Genomic DNA, 24224 nt, shown 5'->3' with positions numbered 1-24224 from the left:
GGCACGGTCATCCAGTCTTCCTTCTCAAACGGGTCACTCTGTACGTCTTCAGTCGATAGAGTCTGATCATGACTGATGGCGTGTCCGAAGACCTTGGCTCCGGCCCGGCGGTTGACGAAGAGGATCCCGAGGAGAGCACCGTTGCTGAGGTGTCGGACGTCGATGATCCAGACGCTGATGGCGTGGACGCGGATCCGGCTCGAGCTGAAGAAGCACTCCGCTACTTCGGCGCCGACTTCGACGTTGACGGGCTAGTACGTCGACTGGAGAACGGAACCTTTATAGTCCCCACCTTTGAGCCACTAGCAGAGGCCGAGACTGAAGGCTACGAGGGTTTTCAGCGCGGGCTCGTCTGGAAGAAAAAGCAGATGGACAGGTTTGTCGAGTCTGTCCTACTCGGCTACCCCGTACCCGGGATCTTCCTTGTCGAACTCCCCAGCCGGCGATACCTGGTGCTTGACGGCCAGCAGCGGATGACAACGCTTCACAGCTTCCGGCACGGAAAATACCCGGTCAAAGGCGGTATTCGTAAATTCTCGTTGCGTTATGTGGGCGATGATTACAAGAATCTCACCTACGCCGATCTTCCCTCTGAGCTGCGCCTTCTCTTCGACAACACCTTCATACAGGCAACTATCGTAGTGCCGCAGGGTGAAGCTGGAAAGAAGGCCGTGTATGCCCTCTTTGAGCGCATCAATAGCGGCGGAACGAATCTCCGACCCCAGCAAATCCGCGTGGCATTGTTTGCCGGCGAAGCGGTTAACTTCGTACGTGAGCTGAATTCCAATGCTGACTGGCGAGTCCTGTTTGGGCCGCACACGCGCGACTTGAAGGACCATGAACTTATCCTTCGCGCGCTCTCGCTTCTTGAAACTGTTCGTGACAGCAAGACATTCAGGCCGCCTATGGCCAAGTTCCTGAATGAGTACCTCTCTGCCTATTCAGACACGCTTCCTGCTGACGCAGGTGAAATCAGCAGTGAATTCGCGGAAGCGTGTCGACTGCTAAGGGACGCAAATCCGGGAGCGCTGAAGCTCGGCGGACGGCAAGTGAATGCGGCACACACGGATGCAGTGCTCGTAGGGCTGATGGCGGCAATTGGGGAGGGGGTCAGCCTCGATGCAGCGACGGTAGGGAATGCGCTTGACTTGCTGGTAAACAGTAGCAAGTACCGTCAGGCAGTTTCCGAGAGCACTTCCCACGCAGACCAGGTGAGGGCGCGCATCAGGTATTCAGTGGCTGCATTCGAGGGGGACTCTGTTGCCGACGAGTCGTGAAGCGGCACGGAAACAGGTTCAATCGATAAAGTCGGAACTGGACGCCACCTATGACAGGTACAACCGTAGCCTGAGCCTGGTGGAGATCGAAATCCAGGAAGACCTTCACAAGTATATGTGCATCCGTTTAGCTGGCTACCTAGAGTAACTTATGTTCGAAGCTGTGACCGGGTACATAGCAAGTTCGTCAGGCGGCCCCGCCGGCAGCTTTGCTATGTCGTGGTTCAAGAAGTCACCTAACCTGACGCCGGATGCGATGGTGGCTTTGATTGGCCGGTTCGGCGAGGCCTGGAAGGCAGATCTCGAAGCCTTCTTGGATGAGGATGAGCGTCGAAATAATCTCGGGTTGCTACTGGCCGTGCGGAACAAGGTTGCACATGGACGTAGTTACAGCGGGGGAAAAATGAACGTTGCTAACTACAAAGACCTTGTCGACTCATTGCACGCTTGGGTCGTCGCACGAATGCTCTAGCCCGCCCTGCTGGGCCATCTCTGTATGGGCGTGGTCGCGGGCTCGTGCCGTCCCGTCCTCGGCGTGTCAGCTATGGATGTGAGCGCGAGGTTAGGCCAGGCGCTCGATCTTCTCTTCTGCCGCCCTGCGTTGGCGCCCAACTGCCCCATAGGTGAGCGTGCTCGCGGTCCTATGCTGCTCTATAGACGCCCGCAGTTCAGAGGGAGTCGGCCACGGGGCGCGCCTATGGATCATGCGGTGACAGTTGGCGCAAATCAGCGCGAGATCGGTGAGCTTGGTCCGGCCCTCCCCTGCTTTGTGCAGCGGAATGACATGATGGCACTCGATGTAACCGGCGCCGCGGTCCCCGTAGACCTCCTCGAAGTCGAAACCGCACGCCTCACAAGCGAGGCTCCTGCCCCGCTGAAGAACGGAAGCGATCTTCTTCTTGCGCAGGCCTTTGTGCCGCTCGCGCGCCCTATGCCGGCGCATCAAGAGTCGGCCTTCAGGCGCGCTGTAGTCGTCCTCGAACTCCTCGTCTTCTGTCGGTGCGAGGGACTGCAACTCGCCCGTGGCGAGGCCTTGGCGTATGAGTCGTGTGGCCTCAGTCATCTCTTCCGGGCGGGCAAGAAATTCGTGCAGTACCGCGACGTCGAGGGCGCCGCCGTTGGTGGGCTTGCCCTGATACTCCGGGTGCCGAGTAGCGATATCGAACGTCTTGCGAGCGACACCGTTGGGGTTGCGGAACTTCTCGTTGCGCTCCGCGTCAGCGTGGATTGGTAGCAACTGGAGCAGGCCAGATAGCTCCACCACACGGCTGTCCTGTGCGTCCAGCCCTCTCCAATCGTTCTCCATCACCAGGTGGCAAGCGAGGATGATCTCGTCTCGGGCCCAGTCCGGGTTCTTGATCGCTTTGACTTGGAAGCCAACTCGCTTGAGCCACGCCGCGGCGTGGTCCTTGCCTCCGCTGAACTCTTCCGGCGCCAGGGCCCGCCCCTGGTCCCACTGGTGGGCCACCCCGGCAATCGCCTTGGAGTCGTACTCCTTCTCCTCATGCACTAGGGCATACGACCGTGCTTGCCCGAAGCCGTACTTTGCCAGGAAGGCTTCACGCCCCAACTCATCGTGCTCCGCCAGGGCCTTGAGCACGGACTCCCGTGTGATCGCTCCTCTATGCATGGTGGAAGCGTACGGCCGGGTACCGACAGTACCGACAGTACCGACCGTGCGGAACCGACACCCCGTGATCATGGTTGCGCACGATCGCTTCGTCCCGAAGCAACATGGCCGGGCGCCCGACCTTGGGCCGCTGTGCCTTTCAACTGCGGCGATAGTCCGTCGGTGTGCGCGGTTGTCCGCTGCTGTGCGTCGGCGTTGTCACGCAGTTAGACACTCACCCTGCCCCTCGATGCGAACTACCGGCGGGGCAGTCACTGAGGTCCGCTCTACTGCTCAGCCGGGGTGCCCGGGGCCGATGTCGGTCAGATGCAGTCGCACTGGTTGCTGTACTTCGCTGCTGTACTTCAACCATTGGAGTGAACGCAACGGGCACGGGGAAGGGCACAGCTTGCTGATCCGTAGCCCTAGCTGGCGGTTCACCTCAGCCACCTACGGCACCGATGTAATGGCACGTGATCGACTCGCCGAATCTACTAGGCAGCGATATACCTTGGTCAGGGGCCTCAGAGAATCCGTGATGGCCAGTCCCGGCCATCTATGAGCGATGTGCGCGAGTAGCCAACACGCTTGTACATGTCTGCGAGGCACGAGCCATGGATCTCGGGATCATAGCAGCAACTGCGGCGCCGCCAGCTGCGCTTGTGATCTGTCAGATGTGGCTCAAGGTCGCATCACGCAGGACCTCGAACCCCGGGAAGCTTCGTGCTGCACTACGCCGCGAAGATTTCACGTGGTGGCTCGAATGGTCTTCTGTATCGGCGGTCTCGCTCATCGTTTTCGTGGCCAATGCCGCCCTTGCTTCGGAGAGTCGGGGCGCGCCGATCACCTACACGGGCATTAACGAACGCCTCTCCGGAAACTTTGTGTGGCTTCTCATCGTTATCCTGGTGAGTTTGATGACTGTGCCGCGATGCGTGATGGCATGGGGCTACGACGAGAAAGCAGGCCAGATACCTGAGCTCAGAAAGTGGAGGGGAATAGTACTGCCCGACGCTGTTGGCCTAGCCGTCTTGTCCTTTGTTCTGGCTTCCGGAGTGGGAGGAGTAGGGCATGCGTAGGGTCGTGGACATCAGCGCAGCGGTTTGTGTGGCCGCCGTCTTCGTCCTAGCGGTGGCTGGTATCTTTCGGTCGCTGCCTGCGGTGGATTCGGTCATTGTCTTGGTCGTAATGGCGGCAACTTTGACTGCATCCACAGCCCCTGCCTGGATCAAGGCGCGAAGGAACCTCAAAGAAAGGGAAGGGGGGAGGTTGTCGAGGCAAATATGGTGGACAGAGCGGGCTATAAAAAATCTGGGGGCCATCTCGGATCAGATGGACACCGAGGATCGAATAGAAGTCCTGAAGGCTGCGGAATCTGCTATTGCGAATGCAGCTTCCCCAAGCGACCCTGAGAGCGGGGGTGACATAATCGACACTCCGTATCTGTGGCGACGAATCCACATTCGCAGCAAAGGGCGAGCGGCTTCAAAAGGGGACAACGGAGGCGCGTTGGGGTATATTCTGATCTTTAGAAAGAAGGCCGGTTTCGAGCGCCTTAGGTCAGGTTCGGGATATGTGGTTCTTGGCGTGGTCAGTGACAGTGAACGCGCGAATAATTTCGTACACTCGGATTTGCCGTCGAAGCAAATCAAATTTACGGAGAAAACCCACTCGTCTGAAGCACTCTCCTATGCCTTGGAGTATGCCTTGGAGGCAGAGGAAGCATTTGTGCGAATGGACGCCCATCTTGCCATGATGATGCAGCAGTTTCTGCTTGGTAAGTGACGTCATCGATAAGGGCGGCGGAACGGCTTTGGTCGGTGTCCTGCCCGGTTTGGGGTCGTGCATGATCAGGGGGCCGTACGCTTGCCAGCTACTCGGGCAGGCTTGTCCGCTGCCCGCAATGTGTCCGAGTGGCCCCCTGGTCTTGCTCGACGCGGGACCCGAATTGGGGAGGTGGGTAAAGCCGTGGAGCCGACCGCCCCCACCCCGGCCTGGTCTTATTTCGCCCCTTTGTGGGCGCGGGCGGGCGACGACGTGCGGCCCCGGTGGCGTAGACATTGAGGGGCAAGCGCGGCGGCGTCCGGCCGGCGCCGCCGCGCTGTGCGCGGCACCTCTGATCTCTGATCAGACTGCTACCGCAGTTCAGGAGGCCGGGAATACAGACGCTTCGATGCGTCAACTGTGGTGTTCTCCCGTGCCTCCGCCTCTTCACCCGGGCCTGGTGCGCTGATGTCGTTGCAGCCTTCTGGGGCCACTCGGGCTCATGGCGAGCATGGGACAGAGCCGGTCTCGGGTGGCTGGTCCCGGTGGCGCGCCCCAGGTCGGGCAGCGAGCGCAGCGAGCCTTGATGAAGTAGGGAAACTTCTACCGCGCCGGGGTCACGTGCTTGCTGTCCAGTCCCGGGTGATGCTTGACGTAGTGGCTTCACCTGATGCTTGACACCGCTTGCCGCGGTTTGGCTCTGCAGGGCCCCGTCAGCTGATTGGTTCCATCAGCAACCAACATCGGGAAGGAGTGCTACATGTTCGGGAAGAGGCACCACATGGCGGGCATGATTCCCGCACCTGCCGATGAGCTCATCGAGATCACCGACGAGGAGGGTAGAACCCACCGCGTCTACGGCTGGGTCTACGACGGCTCGAATCACTACGGATACGCCCTCGTCCTCGATCAGGAGGGCGACCTCGTCATGGTCTATGAAGCCCAGTCGGTAACCGTCACCCGGATCAACCGCCAGAGCTGACCATGTCCGCCGGCGTCATCGACCTCAGAGGAGTTCGGTGGCGGTTTAGGCTGCCGTGGTTTCGGGGGGGAGGTATTGCTCGCCTTGGAGGGCAAACGTCAAGCATCACCAGACGCCAGCCCGTCGACCATCAACTGAGACTCCGCAGGGGTCAGGTGCTTGCCATCGTGGCTCCGCACGTGGGGACCCGCCCCGTCGATGGCATCGAGCAGCCGCACCGCGTAGACCTCGGTCATCCGCTCGGCGACCTCATCCGGCGTGAGCCAGTCAACTGCCGTCGATTCGGCAGAGGTTCGCTCGGTGCCGCCTGACGGCTTGCAGCGGAACACCAGGGCGACGATGCCTCGCGTCGTGTTCTTATACACGCCGGTCAGCTCGTCGACTTCGACGCGGATTCCGGTCTCTTCCCAAACCTCGCGGACTACGCCTTCCTCCGGGGCCTCGGTGAGTTCGAGGACTCCGCCCGGCAGCTCCCATGTCCCGTTGTCCGCCCGCCGGATCGCCAGCAGCCGGCCATCCTCGCGCACGACCGCTCCCGCCACGGACACGGAGTGCAGTGGCGTTGACTTGTGCTGCTGGGAACCCGTACTCATGTACAGGAGCATAGGAGAGTGAGAAGGACTATGGGAACCGCGGTAGGAGGTGGCAGGGCCGTACCTCGGTACGTACAGATCGCCGACGAGATCGTTCAGCAGATCCGGGCTGGTGTCCTCAAGCCTGGTGACATGGTGCCGAGTGAGTCCGAGCTGGTCGAGCGCTACGGCGTCTCCGGGGGAACGATTCGCAAGGCAATGGTGGAGGTCCGAGCCAGCGGCCTGGTGGACACCCGGCACGGGAAGGGCTCGATCGTGAAGGACCGGCCGCCCGTGCGGCTGCGCTCCTCCGACCGTTTCCGGGCATCGCACCGGCGGGGCGGCAAGGCGGCGTACCTCGCGGAGTCGGCGCAGTCCGGGGCCACGGCGAAGGTGAGCGTCCTCTACATCGGGCCGATGGAGGCTCCTGAGGACATCGCCGAGCGGCTTGGGGTGGAGGCCGGCACCCAGGTGCTCGCCAGGCGTCGGTTGTACTTCCGCAATGGCATCCCGGTTGAGACGGCTACCTCCTACCTTCCGTGGGACGTGGTGAAGGACATCCCCGAGTTGTTCGCCGAGAACCCGGGCCCTGGCGGCATCTACGCCCGCATCGAGGATGACGGCCACACCTTCGCCGAGTTCGTCGAGACGTTGCAGGCACGCCCCGCTGCCAAGGCTGAGGCGTCCGAGCTGGCGTTGAGCCCCGGGGCGCCCGTCATTCACCTCATCCGCGATGCCGTCACCGAAGCCGGCCGCGTGGTCGAGGTCTGCGACACCCTCATGGCCGCTGACCAGTTCGTTTTCAGCTACCGCATCCCGGCGACAGACTGACGCGCACTCAACTCCCTTCAGCCCGCTGTGACTTCTCAGTCTCGGCGGGTTGACTCATGTATAGGAGTCGGGCACTCTTCTTCATGTCACTCATATACATGAGTGACGGAGTTCAACACTTCTAGAGGAGTGATCTCTGTGCGTCAGATTCCCGTCGACACCGCTGGTGCTGTCGTGATGGTGGCCCAGGCACCGCAGCCGAAGATCGCCAACCGGCAGACCGGTGAGGTCGCCACCGACCGCGACACCGGTGTGCCGCTGATGACGATCGACGTCATGTTCGTCATGAACGGCAACGCCGAGATCCTGAGCCTGACCGTTCCGGAGACCGGGTTCACCGGCGAGCTGGCCACCGGTACTCCGGTCGCCCTGACCGGTGTGGTGGCTCGGCCGTGGGAGAACGAGTTCGGCGGTCAGAAGCGGCACGGCATCAGCTTCCGCGCGGTGGCCGTCACCTCGCTGGCCGCGGATGCCGCGAAGCCGAAGGCCGCCTGACCGTGACCGGGACAGTGATCGGCCTGGTGGCCGTCGTTGGGCTGGCGCTCCTGCTCAAGTGGCAGCGCCCCGCCTGGTACTGGCTCGCCTTCGGTGTCGCCCTCGCCCTCTTACGGGTCCTGGTCCGCTACGCCTCCGTCATGGAGGCCTGCGGGCTCACCGTCCCGCCGTCCCGGCTGCGACTTGCCTGGGCCCGCCTCGCCCACCAGCCGATCCCCGATCCGCGGCCGCCCCGCATCCTGCGCATCCGTCCGACTCGCACCGGGCTGGCGCTGCGGCTGAAACTCCGGCCCGGTCAGGACGCCTTCGACTTCGCCGCCTCGACCGACCGGCTGCGGCACTCGCTCGCGATGTACGGCGTCACCTCCCGCGAAATCCGGTCGGGTGTGGTCGAGCTGCGGATGACCGGTTACGACGTGCTCAAGCGGGTGCAGATGCCCACGAAGCTCGAGCGGGAGGGCCTTCGGGTCCCGGTCGCCCTGCGGGAAGACGGAGAGGTCCACTACCGCGACTACCGGCAGGTCCCGCACGCCCTCATTCTTGGCGCGACTGAGTCCGGGAAGTCCGTCTATCAGCGGCAGTTGGTCAAGGAGCTCGCGTCTCTCGACGTTGCCCTGGTCGGCATCGACTGCAAGGAAGGAGTTGAGCTCTCCCCGCTCGCCCGACGCTTCTCCGCCCTGGCCGACAATCCCGATGACGCCGCCGAGCTGCTCGACGTCCTCGTGGAGCGGATGGCTGCGACGTATCGGATCGTCCGGCGCGAACAGCGCATCCGCTCCGATGTCCCGGACGCGGAGATCACCGCCGATATCTGGGGCCTGCCTGAGCATCTTCGCCCCGTGCCGATCGTGGTCCTGGTCGACGAGGTAGCCGAGCTGGCCCTGTTTGCCAATGCGGCGGAGAAGAAGCGCCGTGAGCGGATCATCACCGCCCTGGTGCGGCTCGTCCAGCTCGGCCGGGCCGCCGGCATCTACGTGGAGATCTGCGGGCAGCGCTTCGGCGCAGAACTCGGCGACGGCATCACCATGCTCCGCGCCCAGCTCACCGGCCGTACCTCGCACCGGGTCAACGACGAAACGTCCGCCAAGATGGCCTTCGGCGACATCTCCCCGGACGCTGTCCTCGCCGCCACCCAGATACCCACCGACCGGCCCGGCACCGCCGTCGCCGGTGACTCGACCGGCGGCTGGGTCCGCATACGCACCCCGTTCACCTCGCTCCGCCAGGCCGTGAACGTCTGCAACGCCCGCGCACACCGCACCCCGGACCTGCCCGAGCTGGCCCCGTTCCGGCCGCTGCCGCCCACGGTCTCTCTGGTCAAGATCCCGGGACCCGTCGAGGCTTCCGCCTCTGCCTGATCCACCCCACATTCCGGTCGGCGCGACCGTCTCGCGCCAGGTCCCTACCCCCGTCATGCCTCAACCCCCGAAGGAGGTGAAGAGATGACCCGCTCGCTCCGCATCGATGCGGTCCTTGTTCAGGCCGTGATCGCCGGTGCCCTGTCCTTCGCCCACCTGCACGACCTTGCCGCGGCTGCCGGACAGGACGGCTGGAAGGCGTGGGCCTACCCCGTCTCAGTGGACCTGCTGCTGGTCGCTGCCTGGCGACGGCTGCGTAGCGACGGTCCGTCCCGGCTGGCCTGGTGCTGGTTCCTGATTGCCCTGGTCGCCTCACTCGGCGCGAACGTCGCCACCGCCGGGTTCCTCGACCTGGCCCATCCGCCCGCGTGGCTGCGGTTCGGCATCGCCGGATGGCCCGCACTCGCCTTCCTCGGCGGCACCCTCCTCGCCCACTCACCCACAGCCGCAGAGCCTGAGCCTGCTCCGCCGGCACCCCCGGCCCCCGAACCCGCCGAACGCATCGACCCCAACCCGGCCCCGGCCCCGGCCACGGAGCCGGAAGCCGTCCCGGTCGCCGCCGAGGAGGTCCCGGCCCTGCCCGCTGCCGAACCGGCACCGGCGCCTGTGGTCCCGGCCGCGCTGGTGGACCACGCCCGCAAGGTCGCCGACGACCACCAGGCCCGCACCGGAGCCCGGATCGACACCGACACCCTGCGCGCCCGCCTCGGCGTCCCGCCTCACCTGGCTGACGCGATCGCCGCCCAACTCACCTGACCAGAAGGGAGACCCGACCATGCCCGCCCGTGACTTCTTCCACTCCGTGATGCGGATCGGCCCCGTACAGATCGGCACCCACCGCGACCGCCACGGCCGCACCAAGCACGCCGCCGTGTGCTCCAACGACGGCTGCGGCTGGTCCGCCGACTACACCAGCCAGTCCGCCGCACAGCTCGCCGCCCGCACCCACCGCTGCCGCCTCGCCGACTGAACGAGAGGTCCCGTCATGGATGTTCCGCTCTGGCTCGCCCTGATCGTCGTCGGCGCCCTCGGCATCAAGCTCATCCGCCCGCCCTGGTGGCTCGTCGCCGTGCTCCTCCTCGGCGGCTACCTCCTCGCCGACAGTCTGCTCGCCCCCGTCATCGACACCGCCATCACCAAGTAGTCCACCCCAGAAAGGAGAAGACCATGTTCCGCCCGAAGATCCCGACCATGCCGCTGCCGACCGGCATCGTGACCCCGCTCGTCCAGCACACCCCGGGCGACATCCAGCCGCACCACACCGCCCCGCCGGCCTGCGACTGCCACCCCACCCCGGCCACGCCGCGGGTCCAGGTTCCGGCCGTGCGGCTGACCCCGACCGGTCTCGTCGTTGCCGTCGCCGGTGGCGCCGGGATCGTCCTGGTCGTCGGCGCCGTCCTGGTCTCCATGATCCTCGCGGTCGCCATCACCGCCGCCTCGCTCGCGGTCTGCGCCGTCGTCCTCCGCTCGCTCCTCAACGACCAGCGCAAGCAGTACTGACCGGCCCCGGGGCGGTCGTCAACCGCCAAGTCACCGCCGCCCCGGAGCCGTGCCCCTGCCCGAACCAACCGATCCGGAAGGAACACCCATCATGACCGACCGAATCCGGCCCGCGGCCCGCATCTGCTCGGCCTGCGACGGCTTCGCGGCCGCCGCCATCACCCTCGGCGGCCGTGACCGCCACGGACACCTGCGCACGATCACCGCGCACTGCCCGGCCTGCCATGGCACCGGCACCCGCCCCGTCCGCACCGCCCACCTGGTCGGGGGCCGGGCATGAAGGACATCACCGTCACCGCGCACCTGGACACCGACACTCGGACGCGCGTCGTCGTCTTCGGGGACAACGACTTCGTGAACGTGTGCATCGGCGGTGGCCCCGTCGACGTCGTGCTTATCGCCCCCGTCGGCACCGCCGATGTCCTGCGCGCTATCTCGGCCGCCGCTGACCAGGCCGCCCGTGAACTCGACACCCTGACCGCCCACGCCAAGGAGGTCGCGTGACCGACACCGCCACCCTGGCGGGCCTGGACCCGACCACCGTGGGGGACATCCTCAAGGTGGCCGGGTCCACCGGCTTCGACCGCTGGCAGGACCAGATCCGCCGCACCGGCGGCTGCTCCGACCCCATCCACCTGTCCGGCTGGACCCTCGCCAAGGACAAGACCACCGGGGAGACGCTGCGCCGCTACTCGACCGACACCGAGCCGGGTGGACGGCTCAGAGTCGCCTGCGGCAACCGCCGCGCCTCCCGCTGCCCGGCCTGCGCCTACACCTACGCCGGGGACACCTACCACTTGATCCGGGCCGGACTCGCCGGTGACGAGTCCAAGGACATCCCCGCCACCGTCCGGGATCACCCCCGGGTGTTCGCCACCCTCACCGCCCCGTCGTTCGGCCCGGTCCACAACCGCCCCGACCGCGGCATCTGCCGCTGCGGTACCCGGCACGCCGAGGACGATCCCGCCCTCGGCACCGCGCTCGACCCGGACACCTACGACTACGCCGGGACCGTGCTGTTCAACAACCACGCCGGACAGCTGTGGCAGCGCTTCACCACCCGGCTCCGCCGAGAACTCGCCGCCCGCGCCGGACTCACCCAACGCGCACTGGCCGACCAACTACGCCTCTCGTACGGCAAGGTCGCCGAGTTCCAGAAACGCGGAGCGATCCACTTCCACGCTGTGATCCGCCTCGACGGACCCGACGGACCCGACTCTCCGCCGCCGTCCTGGGCCTCGGTGCAGCTGCTGACCGACTCCATCCGGGCCGCCGTCGCCCACTCCTACACCTCGATCACCGTCCCGGCTGCCGGGGGCCAGCCCTGCCGGCCCTTCCGCTGGGGCCGACAGCTCGACATCCGACCGGTCAAGGCCTTCGGCGACGGCTCCGAGATCACCGAGCAGGCGGTTGCCTCCTACGTCGCCAAGTACGCCACCAAAGCCGCCGAGTCGACCGGCAGCCTCGACCGCCGGATCGGGAATCGGGAGGTGCTCCACCTCCTGGACGTGCCCGACCACCCCCGCCGGCTCATTGAGGCCTGCCTCGACCTCGCCCCGCTCTACCCCGACCGGAAGCTGGGCGCCTGGGCTCACATGCTCGGCTTCCGCGGCCACTTCTCCACCAAATCCCGCCGCTACTCCACCACTCTCGGTGCCCTCCGCCAGATCCGTGCCGACTACCGCGCCGCCCAGGAGCAAGAGGTCCTCGGAGACCCGGACACCGTGCTCGTGCTCGCCTCCTGGCAGTACGCCGGGCATGGCCATACCCCCGGCGAATCCGCCCTTGCCGCCACCATCGCCCGCGACATCCAGCTCAACCGCGAGACCGCCCGCGAAGCCCTGCATGACCAACTTGCCCTGGAAGGAGCCTGACGTGAAAGACGAGCTGATGACCGTTCCGCAGATCCTTGCCGAACTGGGTGGCGTGTCCCGTCGTACCTTCTACCGGTGGCGTGAGCTGGGGCAGGGGCCTGCCGCATTCAAGCTGCCCAACGGGGAACTGCGCGTATGGCGCAGTGATTTCAGCGCATGGCTCCGCAACCTGGAGGGCGCTGCCGCGTGAAGTCTCTCGATGTGAAGGTGTGGGGTGTCCGCAAGCGCGACACCAAGACGCCCTCGTACGGTGTCCGCTGGTATGTGGCGGGCAATGTCTTTTCCGAGACCTTCCGGACCAAAGCATTGGCCGATCACTACCGTGCGAAGCTTCTGAAGGCCACGCGGGATGGCGAAGAGTTCGACACAGAATCTGGCCTTCCCGCTTCCATGGCGGAGAAGAAATCGGCTCTGACCTGGTACGCCTTCGCGCTGAAGTACCTTGCGATGAAATGGCCGCACGCCGCACCGAATACGCGGGACGGCATCAACGAATCGTTGGCCTCGGTCACCATGGCGCTGCTCGACGATCGGCCTGGACGGCCGACCGATGAATTGCTGCGCAAGGCCCTGCGGAACTGGGCCTTTGTCCTCCCTGGGCCTGATGAGCGGGACCTGCCCATCGACATCGGTAATGCCCTGCACTGGGTCGCCAAGGCATCCCGGCCCTTGTCCGACCTTGCCGACCCGGTGATCGGACGCGCCGTGCTGGACTCGCTCAAGCTCAAGTTGGACGGCACCGCGGCTGCTGCCGAGACTGTACGGCGGAAGCGGCGCACCCTTGTCAACGCCGTCCACTACGCGGTGGACCTGGGTGAGTTCCCGGAGAATCCGCTCACGGCCGTCCGCTGGCAGAAGCCGAAGGTGTCCAGCGAGGTGGACCCCCGGGTCGTGGCCAACCCTGAGCAGGCTCGGTCTCTGCTCACCGCAGTCTCGTACGTCGGCGGCTACCGGCGGGCCCGTGGCCGGCGCCTCGTGGGTCTGTTCGCCGGGATGTACTTCGGGGGCTTCCGGCCTGCCGAGGTGGTGGGCCTGGCTGAGCCGGACCTGAAGCTCCCCGCCTCCGGGTGGGGCTCTGCTCTCCTCCATCGGACGCGCCCGAGCGTGGGCAAGCAGTGGACCGACTCCGGCGAGAGTCACGACGACCGCGGTCTGAAGAACCGGCCGAGCGAGGACGTCCGGCAGGTGCCCATTCCTCCCCAGCTCGTGAGCATCTTCCGCGAGCACATCGACACCTTCGGGACCGCCGCCGACGGCCGCCTGTTCTTCAGCGAGAACGGGGGAGTGGTCGCCTCCTCCACCTACTACCGGGCCTGGCAGGAAGCTCGGACGCTGGCGTTTCCGCCAGCCATGGTTTCCTCACCGCTCGCCCGGCGCCCGTACGACCTCCGTCACTCAGCGCTCTCCACCTGGCTCAACGCCGGAGTGGACGCAACTGAGGTGGCCGAGCGCGCGGGCAACAGCGTTGAGGTGCTGCTCAGTCGATACGCCAAGTGCCTCGACGGCAGACAGGAGGTGGCGAACCGCCGAATCGAGGATCTGTTGTGCGAGTACGAGTGAGAGCGTCCGAGCGCGCTACGCTCCGAGGCCCCTGGACTTGTCCGGGGGCTTTCGGCGTCTTGGTCGGCTTTTGGCTCTGCGATGGTCCTCAAGAGAAGACCGCGCCCTGTGATCTGTGTGGGAGGTGTCATGGGCTTGCTTGTGGTCCTCGATGAAGCGGTGGCCGCTCTCAGGGCTCCCCTTGGGGAAGACGACCAGGCACAGGGATGGACTGATGATCTCCGAAGAGAGGTGCAGGAAGAGATCTCGATCCGTCGCTCAGTGTTGCGTCGCCACGGGGTGGCTATGGTGCGGCGTCTGCGTCCCCGCTTCGACGAGTGGATGGAGCGTGAGAGCGTGCAGTCCGGCCGCCTCCGAGACTTGGTGGACGACGTACAGCGGTCGCTTATGGAAGCTCGGACCATGACGTGAGAACCGGCCGCCGACCTGGGTACTCGTCGCCCGCTGCCCGTCCACAGCTCGTCCACAGACCCCTACATAGGCCCGCTCGCAGTGGCGTACGCCTGCATATACGCGAAGACCCCGTCCTCAGCGTTCGCGCTGGTGGCGGGGTCTTTGGGCACCTCATCAAGGGTGCCCCCGGCAGGATTCGAACCTGCGCACACGGCTCCGGAGGCCGTTGCTCTATCCCCTGAGCTACGGGGGCGTCCGCCGCTCTCGGCGGCGACGGGTAGAACCCTACCAGCTCCGGTGGGGTGGCTGTGAACAGGTATTTCCGGGCGGTATTCGCGCGTTGACCGGACCGCATCAGGGCGGTGCATCCCGCCGCGCATCCGGACCGCGTCAGTACGTCCATCCCGACCCGCATCGGACCGCGCCCGCGCGTCGCGCGAAGGCATCCGGAACGCCACCCGGTCAACACCGGGACGGTGTCCGAACGGCACCCGACCCGCCCCCGGATCGCCCCGGACCCGGCACCGGGACGGTGTCCGAGCAGCACTTGGCCCGCCCCCCCGAGTCGGCCCCGGCCCGACGCCCGGGCCGCGTCCGAACAGCGCCCGTCGCTCGGAATTCGCCTGTCCCCCGCACGGGTCAGAAGTGGGGAAAACCCGGACGCAGCCCCGCCCCCCGACCTACTCTCGAGTTGTGTCAGGCGTGTCCGGCCGGGTGCTTGTCGTAGACGACAACAGGGTCATTCGGCAGCTGATCAGGGTCAATCTCGAGCTGGAGGGCTTCGAGGTCGTGACCGCGGCCGACGGTGCCGAGTGCCTGGACGTCGTGCATCAGGTGCGTCCGGATGTGATCACGATGGACGTGGTGATGCCGCGGCTCGACGGGCTGCGGACCGCCGCGCGGCTGCGGGCCGATCCGCGGACCCGGCGGATCCCGGTCGCGATCATCAGTGCCTGTACGCAGTACGAAGTGGAGAACGGAATCGCCGCCGGGGTCGAGGCCTTTCTCGCCAAGCCCTTCGAGCCGGCCGAGCTGGTGCGGCTCGTACGGCAGTTGATGCACAGGGAGGGCCCGCCGTCAGTAGACGGCAGGCATGGTGCCGGGCGGGCGGGGAGCGCGCGGGGTTGACCGCATGGCGAAACCGGTTAGCGATCACACCCCCTTCCTCCCATACGCTTGTCCCGTGACCCCCGCAGATCTCTCCCGCACCGTGCAGGGCGCAGTGCGCCGCGCGGTCGAGGAGGGCGCCATCACGGCGCCGGTGCCCGAGCGGGTGAAGGTCGAACGGTCCCGGCCCGGCGGCAGCGGGGACTATGCGACCAACGCCGCCCTGAGGCTCGCCCGTGAGGCCCGGATGCCAGCGCTCAGGGTCGCCGAGGTGCTGTCGGAGACGCTCGCCCAGCACCCGGGGATCGCCGGTGTCGAGATCACCGGGCCCGGGTTCCTCAACATCACGTTGGCCGTCGGCACCCGGCACGCCCTGGTCCGCGAGGTGCTCGCGCAGGGAAGCCGCTACGGGCACGGCCGCGGCATGGCCGGTCAGGTCCACCAGTACCACCACCGCTCCGAGGTCAGGGCCGCCGTCACCGCAGACGCCGTGCGCAGGCTGCTGCAGGCGCAGGGCGCGCTCGTACGGACGAGCTGTGACGAGGCCGACCCCGACTGGGCGCGGCTCCGCGTCACCGTCGGCGCCGAAGGCGCGCCGCCCGTGCCCCTCACCGAGCTGCGGCTCGCGCCCGCCGGTGACGGCGCGGATGAACCGCGGCCCGTGCCCGCCGATGCTGGCGCGGATGAGCTGCGGCCCCTGCCCGCCGATGCCGGCGCGGATGAGCTGCGGCCCGTGCCCGCCCGTGCCGGCGCCGAAGGCGCGCCGCCCGTGTCCCCCACCGAGCTGCGGCCCGTGCCCCTCACCGAGCTGCGGCCCGTGTCCGCCGGTGCCGGCGCCGGTGAGCTGCTGCGCCGCTTCGGGCCCGATGCCACCCGCTGGGCCCTGCTGCGGCCCGCCGGGCACGATCACCCGAGGCTCGACGACGGCCTCCTCGTACAAGGGGAGAGCAACCCTCTCTTCCGCGTGCGCTACGCACACTCCCGCAGCCGGGCCCTGATCCGCGCCGCCGCCCAGCTCGGGATCAGCCCCGAATACGACGAGGACGTCGACGCGCCGGCCCTCGTCACCGCTCTCGGCGACCACCCCGCCGTTCTCGAATCCGCCGCCCGCCTGCGCGCCCCCGACCGGGTCGCCCGGCACCTCGAAGCCACCGCCGACGCCTTGCTCGCGTTCCAGCACACCGCGCTGCCCGTCGGTGACGAGAAACCCTCGGCCGCCCACCGCTCCCGGCTCGCCCTTGCCGAAGCCGCCGGGACGGTGCTGGCCGGCGGCCTGGCCCTGCTCGGCATCAGCGCACCCGAACACCTGTAGATGTGAGAGAAGAATGAGCCGTTCCGCACACCCTGCCGGGCCCCGCTACGCCGACGTCCTTCCCGAGGGGCACTATGCGGCCCCGCCGGCCGATCTCAACGTGCTCGACCAGAAGGTCTGGGCCCGGACCGTGACCCGCAACGACGACGGGATCGTCACCGTCGGCGGAATCGAAGTCACCAGGCTCGCCGAGGAGTTCGGCACGCCCGCCTACTTCCTCGACGAGGCCGACTTCCGCGCCCGCTGCCGCGCCTGGGCCGACGCCTTCGGCAAGGACGCCGACGTGTTCTACGCGGGGAAGGCGTTCCTCTCCCGCGCCGTCGTGCGCTGGCTCCACGAGGAGGGCCTCAACCTCGACGTCTGCTCCGGCGGCGAGCTGACCACCGCTCTCGACGCCGGAATGCCCGCCGAGCGGATCGCCTTCCACGGGAACAACAAGTCCGCCGAGGAGATCGAGAAGGCCGTACGAGCCGGCGTCGGGCGGATCGTGCTCGACTCCTTCCAGGAGATCGTCCGCGTCGCGCACATCGCCCAGTCCCTCGGGAAGCGCCAGCGCGTCCAGATCCGCGTCACCGTCGGCGTCGAGGCGCACACCCACGAGTTCATCGCCACCGCCCACGAGGACCAGAAGTTCGGGCTCGCGCTCACCGGCGGCCAGGCGGCGGAGGCCGTCCGCCGAGCGCTCCAGCTCGACGGCCTCGAGCTCATCGGCATCCACTCGCACATCGGCTCGCAGATCTTCGACACCTCCGGCTTCGAGGTGGCCGCCCACCGGGTCGTGGGCCTGCTCAAGGAGATCCGCGACGAGCACGGGGTCGAGCTGCCGGAGATCGACCTCGGTGGCGGCCTCGGTATCGCGTACACCTCGGACGACGACCCGCGTGAGCCGCACGAGATCGCCAAGGCGCTCGGTGAGATCGTCACCCGGGAATGTGAGGCCGCCGGGCTGCGCACCCCGCGCATCTCCGTGGAGCCGGGGCGCGCGATCGTCGGGCCCACCGCGTTCACGCTGTACGAGGTCGGCACGATCAAGCCGCTGGACGGGTTGCGCACGTACGTCAGCGTCGACGGCGGCATGTCCGACAACATCCGTACGGCGCTGTACGACGCCGAGTACAGCGTGGCCCTCGTCTCACGCAGGAGCGACGCCGAGCCGATGCTGGTGCGCGTCGTGGGCAAGCACTGCGAGAGCGGCGACATCGTCGTCCGGGACGCTTTCCTGCCCGCCGATCTGGCTCCCGGGGACCTGATCGCGGTGCCCGCGACCGGCGCGTACTGCCGCTCGATGGCCAGTAACTACAACCACGCACTCCGCCCGCCCGTCGTCGCCGTGCGCGACGGCGAGGCGCGCGTGATCGTCCGGCGTGAGACGGAGGAAGATCTCCTGCGTCTCGATGTCGGTTAATGAAATATATGTCTCAGGATCCGGACAGGGGATAGAAACCCTCGTCCGGTGAGTGAGACTGGTTCGCACCCTGATTGATGGAGAAACGAGGTCGGATGATGCGTACGCGTCCGCTGAAGGTGGCGCTGCTGGGCTGTGGAGTGGTCGGCTCAGAGGTGGCGCGCATCATGACGACGCACGCCCGCGACCTCGCCGCGCGGATCGGGGCCCCGGTGGAACTCGCCGGGGTCGCCGTCCGCCGCCCCTCCAAGGTCCGTGAGGGTATTCCGCAGGAGTTGATCACCACCGACGCCAAGGCGCTCGTCCAGCGCGGCGACATCGACGTGGTCGTCGAGGTCATCGGCGGTATCGAGCCCGCCCGCAGCCTCATCACCACTGCCTTCGAGCACGGCGCCTCCGTCGTCTCCGCCAACAAGGCGCTGCTCGCCGAGGACGGCGCCACGCTGTACGCCGCCGCCGAGAAACACGGCCGCGACCTGTACTTCGAGGCCGCCGTCGCCGGTGCGATCCCGCTGATCAGGCCGCTGCGCGAATCCCTCGCGGGCGACAAGGTCAACCGCGTCCTCGGCATCGTCAACGGCACGACGAACTTCATCCTCGACAAGATGGACACGTCCGGAGCCGGCTACTCCGAGGCGCTCGACGAGGCCACCGCCCTCGGGTACGCGGAGGCCGACCCGACCGCGGACGTCGAGGCCTTCGACGCCGCCGCCAAGGCCGCGATCCTCGCCGGTATCGCCTTCCACACGCGCGTACGCCTCGACGACGTGTACCGCGAGGGCATGACCGAGGTCACCGCCGCCGACTTCGCCTCCGCCAAGCAGATGGGCTGCACCATCAAACTGCTGGCGATCTGCGAGCGGGCCGCGGACGGCAAGTCGGTGACGGCTCGCGTCCACCCCGCGATGATCCCGCTCAGCCACCCGCTGGCCTCCGTCCGCGAGGCCTACAACGCGGTCTTCGTCGAGGCCGAGGCGGCCGGGCGGCTGATGTTCTACGGCCCCGGCGCCGGCGGCGCCCCGACCGCCTCCGCGGTCCTGGGCGACCTGGTCGCGGTCTGTCGCAACAAGCTCGCCGAGGCCACCGGACCGGGCGAGTCCGTGTACACCCAGCTGCCCGTGAGCCCCATGGGCGAGGTGGTGACGCGGTACCACATCAGCCTCGACGTGGCCGACAAGCCTGGCGTTCTCGCCCAGGTCGCGACGGTCTTCGCCGAGCACGGCGTATCCATCGACACGGTGCGCCAGACGGGCAAGGACGGCGAGGCTTCCCTCGTCGTCGTCACTCATCGCGCACCCGACGCCGCCCTGTCCGGGACCGTCGAGGCGCTGCGCAAGCTCGACACCGTGCGTGGTGTCGCCAGCATCATGCGGGTTGAAGGAGAGTAAGGACCCATGAGCACTCGCACCCACCAGTGGCGCGGCATCATCGAGGAGTACCGCGACCGGCTCCCGGTGTCGGACACGACGCCCGTCGTCACGCTCGGCGAGGGCGGCACGCCGCTCGTGCACGCCCAGTCCCTCTCCGAAGCCACCGGCTGTGAGGTGTATCTCAAGGTCGAGGGCGCGAACCCGACGGGGTCCTTCAAGGACCGCGGTATGACCATGGCGATCACCAAGGCCAAGGAGGAGGGCGCGCAGGCAGTCATCTGCGCCTCCACCGGAAACACCTCCGCGTCCGCCGCCGCGTACGCCGGCCGGGCCGGAATGGTCTCCGCCGTGCTGATCCCGCAGGGCAAGATCGCGATGGGCAAGCTGGGCCAGGCGCTGGTCCACGGCGCCAAGATCCTCCAGGTCGACGGCAACTTCGACGACTGTCTGGTACTGGCCCGCGGGCTGTCCGAGAACTACCCGGTGGCGCTGGTCAATTCGGTCAACCCGGTCCGTATCGAGGGTCAGAAGACCGCGGCCTTCGAGATCGTCGACCGCCTCGGCGACGCCCCCGACATCCATGTGCTGCCCGTCGGCAACGCCGGCAACATCACGGCGTACTGGAAGGGCTACAAGGAGTACGTGGCGGACAAGCTGTCCACCCACACCCCGCGGATGTGGGGATTCCAGGCCTCCGGTTCCGCGCCCATCGTGCGCGGTGAGGTCGTCAAGGACCCGTCGACCATTGCCACGGCGATCCGGATCGGCAACCCGGCGTCCTGGGAGTTCGCGCTGGCGGCGCGGGACGAGTCGGGCGGCTTCATCGACGAGGTGACCGACCGTCAGATCCTGCGGGCCTACAAGCTGTTGGCCACGCGTGAGGGCGTCTTCGTGGAGCCCGCCTCGGCCGCTTCGGTGGCCGGTCTCCTGAAGGCCGCCGAGGAGGGCAAGGTCGACCCCGGCCAGAAGATCGTCTGTACGGTCACGGGCAACGGCCTCAAGGACCCGGACTGGGCGGTCGCCGGAGCGCCGCAGCCGGTCACCGTCCCGGTGGACGCCGCGACTGCGGCGGAGCGCCTCGGCCTCGCGTAAGCAGTACGTGCGGTAGCAGCAGTACGTGCGGTACACGCGGTACACGCAATGCCTTACGCGCCGTGCGTGCCCGTACATGCCGCACGTGCTGCAAGGCACGAGCCCCCTGGGCGGTTGCCGCCCGCGCGCCGCCCGCGTATCGCGAGCGTGGCACGCGTAAGCGGCAGCCACCCGGGGACGGGCACAGAGGCACGGGTGGGAGTGCGACACGCATCGTGCGCCTCCCGTGCGCCCTATGTCGCCGCAGTTCCTTCCTTCGATAGGCTGTACTGAACCCGCCCCGCCGCATATGCCGCGGTGTTGTTGCCGTCACGGCCCACGGGTCTTCGTACTTTCACCAGAATCTCGCCGATCAGACCCGATCACCACAGATCACCGAAGATCAGCACGGATCAGAACCAAGGAGTGTCGTCGAGCGATGGCCGGTCCCGCATTCCGCGCTGCCGCCGTCCGGGTGCGCGTGCCTGCCACCAGCGCCAACCTCGGGCCGGGCTTCGATGCCTTCGGTCTGTCGCTGGGGCTGTACGACGACGTCGTCGTCCGGGTCGCTGATTCCGGTCTGCACATCGACATCGCGGGCGAGGGCGCCGAGACGCTGCCCCGCGACGAGAGCCACCTGCTCGTACGCTCGCTGCGCACGGCCTTCGACCTGCTCGGCGGGCAGCCGCGCGGCCTCGAGGTCGTCTGTGCCAACCGGATCCCGCACGGACGCGGCCTCGGCTCCTCGTCGGCCGCCATCTGCGCCGGCATCGTGGCCGCCCGCGCCGTGACCATAGGGGGCGACGCCCGGCTCGACGACGCGGCGCTGCTGGAGCTCGCCACCGAGATCGAGGGACACCCGGACAATGTCGCCGCCTGTCTGCTCGGCGGCTTCACCCTCGCCTGGACCGACGCCGGTGCGGCGCGCGCGATCAGGATGGAGCCCTCGGATTCCATCGTTCCGGTGGTTTTCGTACCGGGGAAGCCGGTGCTCACCGAGACCGCCCGCGGACTGCTCCCGCGTACCGTCCCGCACGTCGACGCCGCGGCCAACGCCGGCCGGGCCGCGCTGCTCGTCGAGGCCCTCACGCACCGCCCCGAGCTGCTGCTTCCCGCCACCGAGGACCGTCTCCACCAGGAGTACCGAGCCCCCGCGATGCCGGAGAGCGTGGCCCTGGTGAACCGACTGCGCGCGGACGGCGTACCCGCAGTCATCTCCGGCGCGGGCCCCACGGTGCTCGCGCTGGCCGAGGACGGCACGGCCGACAAGGTCGCACGGCTGGCAGGTGACGGCTGGGCGGCGAACAGGCTGGCCCTGGACGCCGCGGGAGCGAGTGTTCTGCCGCTCGCCTCGTAGCGACACGGGATTGCCGGTGATGGAGAGGGGGAATGTTTGTTGGAGCCGGTAGTGTTAACCTCAAGTACGCAGCCCACATTCTTGTGGTGCGGTGCTTCGCGTCCCCCTTCGGGACCACCATTCTTCCGGGAGCCTCCCCAACTGCCTGAGCAGCCTGCCTGAGCAGTTTCGAGCACGCTCCGGAACCGGCACGACACCCCTCGCTTTTCCCGGAAGAGAGGGCCGAGCAGGGGGAACTCGGGCCGGACTTTGCACGTACATCTCTTCCGCCGTACCCGGCGGGACCACCGCCCCGGCTTCGGTCCGCCACACGGACCGCCGTCGGACAGCACAACCGGTCGCCGAGCCAGAAGGCCGACGTCCGCTCCAGGGAAGGACCCTTCGTGAGCGACACCACCGATCTGATGGGCGTGACTGCCGACAACAGTGTCGACACCGCCGCGCCCGCCGCAGGTGCTGCCACTGGCACCACCTCACGGCGCCGCCGTTCCGGCACCGGCCTCGAGGGCATGGTCCTGGCCGAGCTGCAGCAGGTCGCGTCCGGCCTCGGCATCAGGGGCACCGCGCGGATGCGCAAGAGCCAGCTGATCGAGGTCATCAAGGAGGCGCAGGCCGGAGGCGGAGCCGCGGCCAAGGCCGCCGAGGCGGGCAGCGGCGAGGCCGAGACCAAGCCGAAGCGCCGCGCGACCTCCAAGGCCCGTACGACTGACGAGAGCGTCGCGGCAGCCGAGCAGAAGGCCGAGAAGCCCGCTGCTCAGCAGCAGATCGACATCCCGGGTCAGCCGGCCAGCGACGACGCCCCCGCCGGTGAGCGCCGTCGGCGCCGGGCCACCGCCCCCGCCGGCAGCCCGGAGGGCGAGGCCGCCAAGGCCGAGCCGAAGGGCGACGTCAAGACCGAGGTGCGGGCCGAGGCCAGGACCGAGGCGCAGCCGGAGGCCAAGGCCGAGGCCGCGGCCGACACCGCCGAGGGCCGGCGCGGCGACCGCCAGCGCGACCGTGGCGAGCGCGGCGACCGCCGTGACCGTCAGCGCGACCGCGACCGCCGCGGCGGCAAGGGCGAGGACCAGCAGGGCGGCCAGCGCCAGCAGCAGGGCGGCGGCCAGCAGCAGCGGCAGGGCGGCGGCCCGCAGGACGACTTCGACGACGAGGCGGGCGGCCGGCGTGGACGCCGCGGCCGGTACCGCGACCGCCGTGGCCGCCGTGGCCGCGACGAGTTCGGCGCCGAGCCGCAGGTCGCCGAGGACGACGTCCTGATCCCCGTCGCGGGCATCCTGGACATCCTCGACAACTACGCGTTCATCCGGACCTCCGGCTACCTGCCGGGCCCGAACGACGTGTACGTGTCGCTGGCCCAGGTCCGCAAGAACGGTCTGCGCAAGGGTGACCACGTCACCGGTGCGGTCCGTCAGCCCAAGGAGGGCGAGCGCCGCGAGAAGTTCAACGCGCTGGTCCGGCTGGACTCCGTCAACGGCATGGCGCCCGAATCGGGCCGCGGCCGACCGGAGTTCAACAAGCTGACCCCGCTGTACCCGCAGGACCGGCTGCGCCTGGAGACCGACCCGGGCGTGCTGACCACCCGCATCATCGACCTCGTGTCGCCGATCGGTAAGGGCCAGCGAGGCCTGATCGTGGCCCCGCCGAAGACCGGCAAGACCATGATCATGCAGGCGATCGCCAACGCGATCACGCACAACAACCCCGAGTGCCACCTGATGGTCGTCCTCGTCGACGAGCGTCCGGAAGAGGTCACCGACATGCAGCGGTCGGTCAAGGGCGAGGTCATCTCCTCGACCTTCGACCGTCCGGCCGAGGACCACACCACGGTCGCCGAGCTGGCCATCGAGCGCGCCAAGCGTCTCGTCGAGCTGGGTCACGACGTGGTCGTCCTGCTGGACTCGATCACCCGCCTGGGCCGTGCGTACAACCTGGCGGCCCCTGCCTCCGGCCGCATCCTGTCCGGTGGTGTCGACTCGACCGCGCTCTACCCGCCGAAGCGCTTCTTCGGTGCCGCGCGCAACATCGAGGACGGCGGATCCTTGACCATCCTCGCGACCGCTTTGGTGGACACGGGTTCACGCATGGACGAGGTGATCTTCGAGGAGTTCAAGGGCACCGGCAACGCGGAGCTCAAGCTCGACCGGAAGCTCGCCGACAAGCGCATCTTCCCGGCGGTGGACGTCGACGCGTCCGGTACCCGCAAGGAAGAGATCCTGCTCGGCAGCGACGAGCTCGCCATCACCTGGAAGCTGCGCCGGGTGCTGCACGCGCTCGACTCGCAGCAGGCGATCGAGCTGCTGCTCGACAAGATGAAGCAGACGAAGTCGAACGCCGAGTTCCTGCTGCAGATCCAGAAGACGACGCCGATGCCCAACGGCGACTGACGTCGT

26 protein-coding genes and 1 tRNA gene are annotated in these 24224 nt (G+C 67.6%); 24 read left to right on the top strand and 3 right to left on the bottom strand.

Annotated features, from left to right (window positions below; genetic code table 11):
• Nucleotides 1-68: 68 nt before the first annotated feature.
• The gene (locus ACZ6ZQ_RS15120) at nucleotides 69-1277 is read left to right on the top strand and encodes a DUF262 domain-containing protein (RefSeq protein WP_469768973.1); all 1209 of its coding nucleotides are present in this window, start codon (nucleotides 69-71) and stop codon (nucleotides 1275-1277) included.
• A gap of 163 nt (nucleotides 1278-1440) precedes the next feature.
• The gene (locus ACZ6ZQ_RS15115) at nucleotides 1441-1749 is read left to right on the top strand and encodes a hypothetical protein (protein WP_469768972.1); all 309 of its coding nucleotides are present in this window, start codon (nucleotides 1441-1443) and stop codon (nucleotides 1747-1749) included.
• A gap of 90 nt (nucleotides 1750-1839) precedes the next feature.
• Here the strand turns inward: ACZ6ZQ_RS15115 and ACZ6ZQ_RS15110 are convergent, their stop codons facing one another.
• Entirely contained in the window at nucleotides 1840-2907 is a 1068-nt protein-coding gene (locus tag ACZ6ZQ_RS15110; protein ID WP_469768971.1) for an HNH endonuclease, read from the bottom strand.
• Nucleotides 2908-3500: 593 nt separating this feature from the next.
• Between ACZ6ZQ_RS15110 and ACZ6ZQ_RS15105 the strand changes: the two genes are divergently transcribed.
• From ACZ6ZQ_RS15105 to ACZ6ZQ_RS15095, 3 genes are all read left to right on the top strand, one after another.
• A complete protein-coding gene (locus ACZ6ZQ_RS15105; protein WP_469768970.1) occupies nucleotides 3501-3965 on the top strand; it encodes a hypothetical protein in 465 nt (154 codons plus the stop codon).
• Between the two features lie 4 nt (nucleotides 3966-3969).
• Nucleotides 3970-4671, top strand: a complete 702-nt coding sequence (locus tag ACZ6ZQ_RS15100; protein WP_469768969.1) for a hypothetical protein — start codon at nucleotides 3970-3972, stop codon at nucleotides 4669-4671.
• A gap of 739 nt (nucleotides 4672-5410) precedes the next feature.
• On the top strand, nucleotides 5411-5632 hold the full coding sequence (locus ACZ6ZQ_RS15095) for a hypothetical protein (RefSeq protein WP_469768968.1): 222 nt from the start codon (nucleotides 5411-5413) through the stop codon (nucleotides 5630-5632).
• 98 nt (nucleotides 5633-5730) lie between these two features.
• On the opposite strand, the gene ACZ6ZQ_RS15090 is transcribed toward ACZ6ZQ_RS15095, so the two are convergent.
• Complete coding sequence (locus ACZ6ZQ_RS15090) at nucleotides 5731-6237, bottom strand: NUDIX hydrolase (protein ID WP_469768967.1); 507 nt, start codon at nucleotides 6235-6237, stop codon at nucleotides 5731-5733.
• A gap of 18 nt (nucleotides 6238-6255) precedes the next feature.
• On the opposite strand from ACZ6ZQ_RS15090, the gene ACZ6ZQ_RS15085 reads away from it, so the two are divergent.
• The 12 genes from ACZ6ZQ_RS15085 (at nucleotide 6256) to ACZ6ZQ_RS15030 (ending at nucleotide 13822) form a co-directional block, all read left to right on the top strand.
• The gene (locus tag ACZ6ZQ_RS15085; protein ID WP_469768966.1) at nucleotides 6256-7035 is read left to right on the top strand and encodes a GntR family transcriptional regulator; all 780 of its coding nucleotides are present in this window, start codon (nucleotides 6256-6258) and stop codon (nucleotides 7033-7035) included.
• Nucleotides 7036-7173: 138 nt separating this feature from the next.
• Nucleotides 7174-7530, top strand: a complete 357-nt coding sequence (locus ACZ6ZQ_RS15080; RefSeq protein WP_469768965.1) for an SCO3933 family regulatory protein — start codon at nucleotides 7174-7176, stop codon at nucleotides 7528-7530.
• A 2-nt stretch (nucleotides 7531-7532) separates the two neighbouring features.
• A complete protein-coding gene (locus ACZ6ZQ_RS15075) occupies nucleotides 7533-8888 on the top strand; it encodes an FtsK/SpoIIIE domain-containing protein (RefSeq protein WP_469768964.1) in 1356 nt (451 codons plus the stop codon).
• An 84-nt stretch (nucleotides 8889-8972) separates the two neighbouring features.
• Nucleotides 8973-9644, top strand: coding sequence for a DUF2637 domain-containing protein (locus tag ACZ6ZQ_RS15070; RefSeq protein ID WP_469768963.1), 672 nt, complete (start codon nucleotides 8973-8975; stop codon nucleotides 9642-9644).
• Between the two features lie 19 nt (nucleotides 9645-9663).
• On the top strand, nucleotides 9664-9858 hold the full coding sequence (locus ACZ6ZQ_RS15065; protein WP_469768962.1) for a mobile element transfer protein: 195 nt from the start codon (nucleotides 9664-9666) through the stop codon (nucleotides 9856-9858).
• Between the two features lie 15 nt (nucleotides 9859-9873).
• A complete protein-coding gene (locus ACZ6ZQ_RS15060) occupies nucleotides 9874-10032 on the top strand; it encodes a hypothetical protein (protein ID WP_469768961.1) in 159 nt (52 codons plus the stop codon).
• Between the two features lie 23 nt (nucleotides 10033-10055).
• Entirely contained in the window at nucleotides 10056-10388 is a 333-nt protein-coding gene (locus ACZ6ZQ_RS15055) for a SpdD-like protein (RefSeq protein WP_469768960.1), read from the top strand.
• Between the two features lie 91 nt (nucleotides 10389-10479).
• Complete coding sequence (locus tag ACZ6ZQ_RS15050; RefSeq protein ID WP_469768959.1) at nucleotides 10480-10668, top strand: hypothetical protein; 189 nt, start codon at nucleotides 10480-10482, stop codon at nucleotides 10666-10668.
• A complete protein-coding gene (locus tag ACZ6ZQ_RS15045) occupies nucleotides 10665-10892 on the top strand; it encodes a hypothetical protein (RefSeq protein ID WP_469768958.1) in 228 nt (75 codons plus the stop codon). Before ACZ6ZQ_RS15050 ends, ACZ6ZQ_RS15045 begins: the two co-directional genes overlap by 4 nt.
• Nucleotides 10889-12262 carry a replication initiator protein RepSA gene (repSA, locus tag ACZ6ZQ_RS15040; RefSeq protein WP_469768957.1) on the top strand — a complete coding sequence of 458 codons (1374 nt, stop codon included), beginning with the start codon at nucleotides 10889-10891 and terminating at the stop codon, nucleotides 12260-12262. Before ACZ6ZQ_RS15045 ends, repSA begins: the two co-directional genes overlap by 4 nt.
• Nucleotides 12263-12278: 16 nt before the next feature.
• Entirely contained in the window at nucleotides 12279-12452 is a 174-nt protein-coding gene (locus ACZ6ZQ_RS15035) for a helix-turn-helix transcriptional regulator (RefSeq protein ID WP_307710490.1), read from the top strand.
• Entirely contained in the window at nucleotides 12449-13822 is a 1374-nt protein-coding gene (locus ACZ6ZQ_RS15030) for a tyrosine-type recombinase/integrase (protein WP_469768956.1), read from the top strand. Before ACZ6ZQ_RS15035 ends, ACZ6ZQ_RS15030 begins: the two co-directional genes overlap by 4 nt.
• 574 nt (nucleotides 13823-14396) lie before the next feature.
• Here ACZ6ZQ_RS15030 and ACZ6ZQ_RS15025 read toward each other — a convergent pair.
• Nucleotides 14397-14468, bottom strand: a tRNA-Arg gene (locus ACZ6ZQ_RS15025).
• A gap of 449 nt (nucleotides 14469-14917) precedes the next feature.
• Here ACZ6ZQ_RS15025 and ACZ6ZQ_RS15020 point away from each other — a divergent pair.
• The 7 genes from ACZ6ZQ_RS15020 (at nucleotide 14918) to rho (ending at nucleotide 24218) form a co-directional block, all read left to right on the top strand.
• Entirely contained in the window at nucleotides 14918-15343 is a 426-nt protein-coding gene (locus ACZ6ZQ_RS15020; RefSeq protein WP_469768995.1) for a response regulator, read from the top strand.
• A 55-nt stretch (nucleotides 15344-15398) separates the two neighbouring features.
• A complete protein-coding gene (gene nrtL, locus ACZ6ZQ_RS15015; RefSeq protein ID WP_469768955.1) occupies nucleotides 15399-16634 on the top strand; it encodes an ArgS-related anticodon-binding protein NrtL in 1236 nt (411 codons plus the stop codon).
• A gap of 13 nt (nucleotides 16635-16647) precedes the next feature.
• Entirely contained in the window at nucleotides 16648-18039 is a 1392-nt protein-coding gene (gene lysA, locus ACZ6ZQ_RS15010) for a diaminopimelate decarboxylase (RefSeq protein WP_469768954.1), read from the top strand.
• Nucleotides 18040-18134: 95 nt separating this feature from the next.
• Nucleotides 18135-19427 carry a homoserine dehydrogenase gene (locus tag ACZ6ZQ_RS15005; RefSeq protein ID WP_469768953.1) on the top strand — a complete coding sequence of 431 codons (1293 nt, stop codon included), beginning with the start codon at nucleotides 18135-18137 and terminating at the stop codon, nucleotides 19425-19427.
• 6 nt (nucleotides 19428-19433) lie between these two features.
• Nucleotides 19434-20501 (top strand): threonine synthase, encoded by a 1068-nt coding sequence (gene thrC, locus ACZ6ZQ_RS15000; protein WP_469768952.1) that lies wholly within the window; start codon nucleotides 19434-19436, stop codon nucleotides 20499-20501.
• A 418-nt stretch (nucleotides 20502-20919) separates the two neighbouring features.
• Entirely contained in the window at nucleotides 20920-21837 is a 918-nt protein-coding gene (thrB, locus tag ACZ6ZQ_RS14995; RefSeq protein WP_453660925.1) for a homoserine kinase, read from the top strand.
• Nucleotides 21838-22220: 383 nt separating this feature from the next.
• Complete coding sequence (gene rho, locus ACZ6ZQ_RS14990; protein ID WP_469768951.1) at nucleotides 22221-24218, top strand: transcription termination factor Rho; 1998 nt, start codon at nucleotides 22221-22223, stop codon at nucleotides 24216-24218.
• Nucleotides 24219-24224: the final 6 nt, after the last annotated feature.

Source organism: Streptomyces sp. NPDC053673 (genome assembly GCF_055585225.1).
This window is presented reverse-complemented; position numbering and strand designations above follow the sequence as displayed.

What these genes read in the sequence shown, in the direction of transcription:
- ACZ6ZQ_RS15120 (WP_469768973.1), top strand. Translation starts at nt 69, where the DNA reads ATGACTGATGGCGTGTCCGAAGACCTTGGCTCCGGCCCGGCGGTTGAC.
- ACZ6ZQ_RS15110 (WP_469768971.1), bottom strand. Translation starts at nt 2,907, where the DNA reads ATGCATAGAGGAGCGATCACACGGGAGTCCGTGCTCAAGGCCCTGGCG.
- ACZ6ZQ_RS15105 (WP_469768970.1), top strand. Translation starts at nt 3,501, where the DNA reads ATGGATCTCGGGATCATAGCAGCAACTGCGGCGCCGCCAGCTGCGCTT.
- ACZ6ZQ_RS15095 (WP_469768968.1), top strand. Translation starts at nt 5,411, where the DNA reads ATGTTCGGGAAGAGGCACCACATGGCGGGCATGATTCCCGCACCTGCC.
- ACZ6ZQ_RS15090 (WP_469768967.1), bottom strand. Translation starts at nt 6,237, where the DNA reads ATGCTCCTGTACATGAGTACGGGTTCCCAGCAGCACAAGTCAACGCCA.
- ACZ6ZQ_RS15085 (WP_469768966.1), top strand. Translation starts at nt 6,256, where the DNA reads ATGGGAACCGCGGTAGGAGGTGGCAGGGCCGTACCTCGGTACGTACAG.
- ACZ6ZQ_RS15070 (WP_469768963.1), top strand. Translation starts at nt 8,973, where the DNA reads ATGACCCGCTCGCTCCGCATCGATGCGGTCCTTGTTCAGGCCGTGATC.
- ACZ6ZQ_RS15065 (WP_469768962.1), top strand. Translation starts at nt 9,664, where the DNA reads ATGCCCGCCCGTGACTTCTTCCACTCCGTGATGCGGATCGGCCCCGTA.
- ACZ6ZQ_RS15060 (WP_469768961.1), top strand. Translation starts at nt 9,874, where the DNA reads ATGGATGTTCCGCTCTGGCTCGCCCTGATCGTCGTCGGCGCCCTCGGC.
- ACZ6ZQ_RS15055 (WP_469768960.1), top strand. Translation starts at nt 10,056, where the DNA reads ATGTTCCGCCCGAAGATCCCGACCATGCCGCTGCCGACCGGCATCGTG.
- ACZ6ZQ_RS15050 (WP_469768959.1), top strand. Translation starts at nt 10,480, where the DNA reads ATGACCGACCGAATCCGGCCCGCGGCCCGCATCTGCTCGGCCTGCGAC.
- ACZ6ZQ_RS15045 (WP_469768958.1), top strand. Translation starts at nt 10,665, where the DNA reads ATGAAGGACATCACCGTCACCGCGCACCTGGACACCGACACTCGGACG.
- ACZ6ZQ_RS15035 (WP_307710490.1), top strand. Translation starts at nt 12,279, where the DNA reads ATGACCGTTCCGCAGATCCTTGCCGAACTGGGTGGCGTGTCCCGTCGT.
- lysA (WP_469768954.1), top strand. Translation starts at nt 16,648, where the DNA reads ATGAGCCGTTCCGCACACCCTGCCGGGCCCCGCTACGCCGACGTCCTT.
- ACZ6ZQ_RS15005 (WP_469768953.1), top strand. Translation starts at nt 18,135, where the DNA reads ATGATGCGTACGCGTCCGCTGAAGGTGGCGCTGCTGGGCTGTGGAGTG.
- thrC (WP_469768952.1), top strand. Translation starts at nt 19,434, where the DNA reads ATGAGCACTCGCACCCACCAGTGGCGCGGCATCATCGAGGAGTACCGC.
- thrB (WP_453660925.1), top strand. Translation starts at nt 20,920, where the DNA reads ATGGCCGGTCCCGCATTCCGCGCTGCCGCCGTCCGGGTGCGCGTGCCT.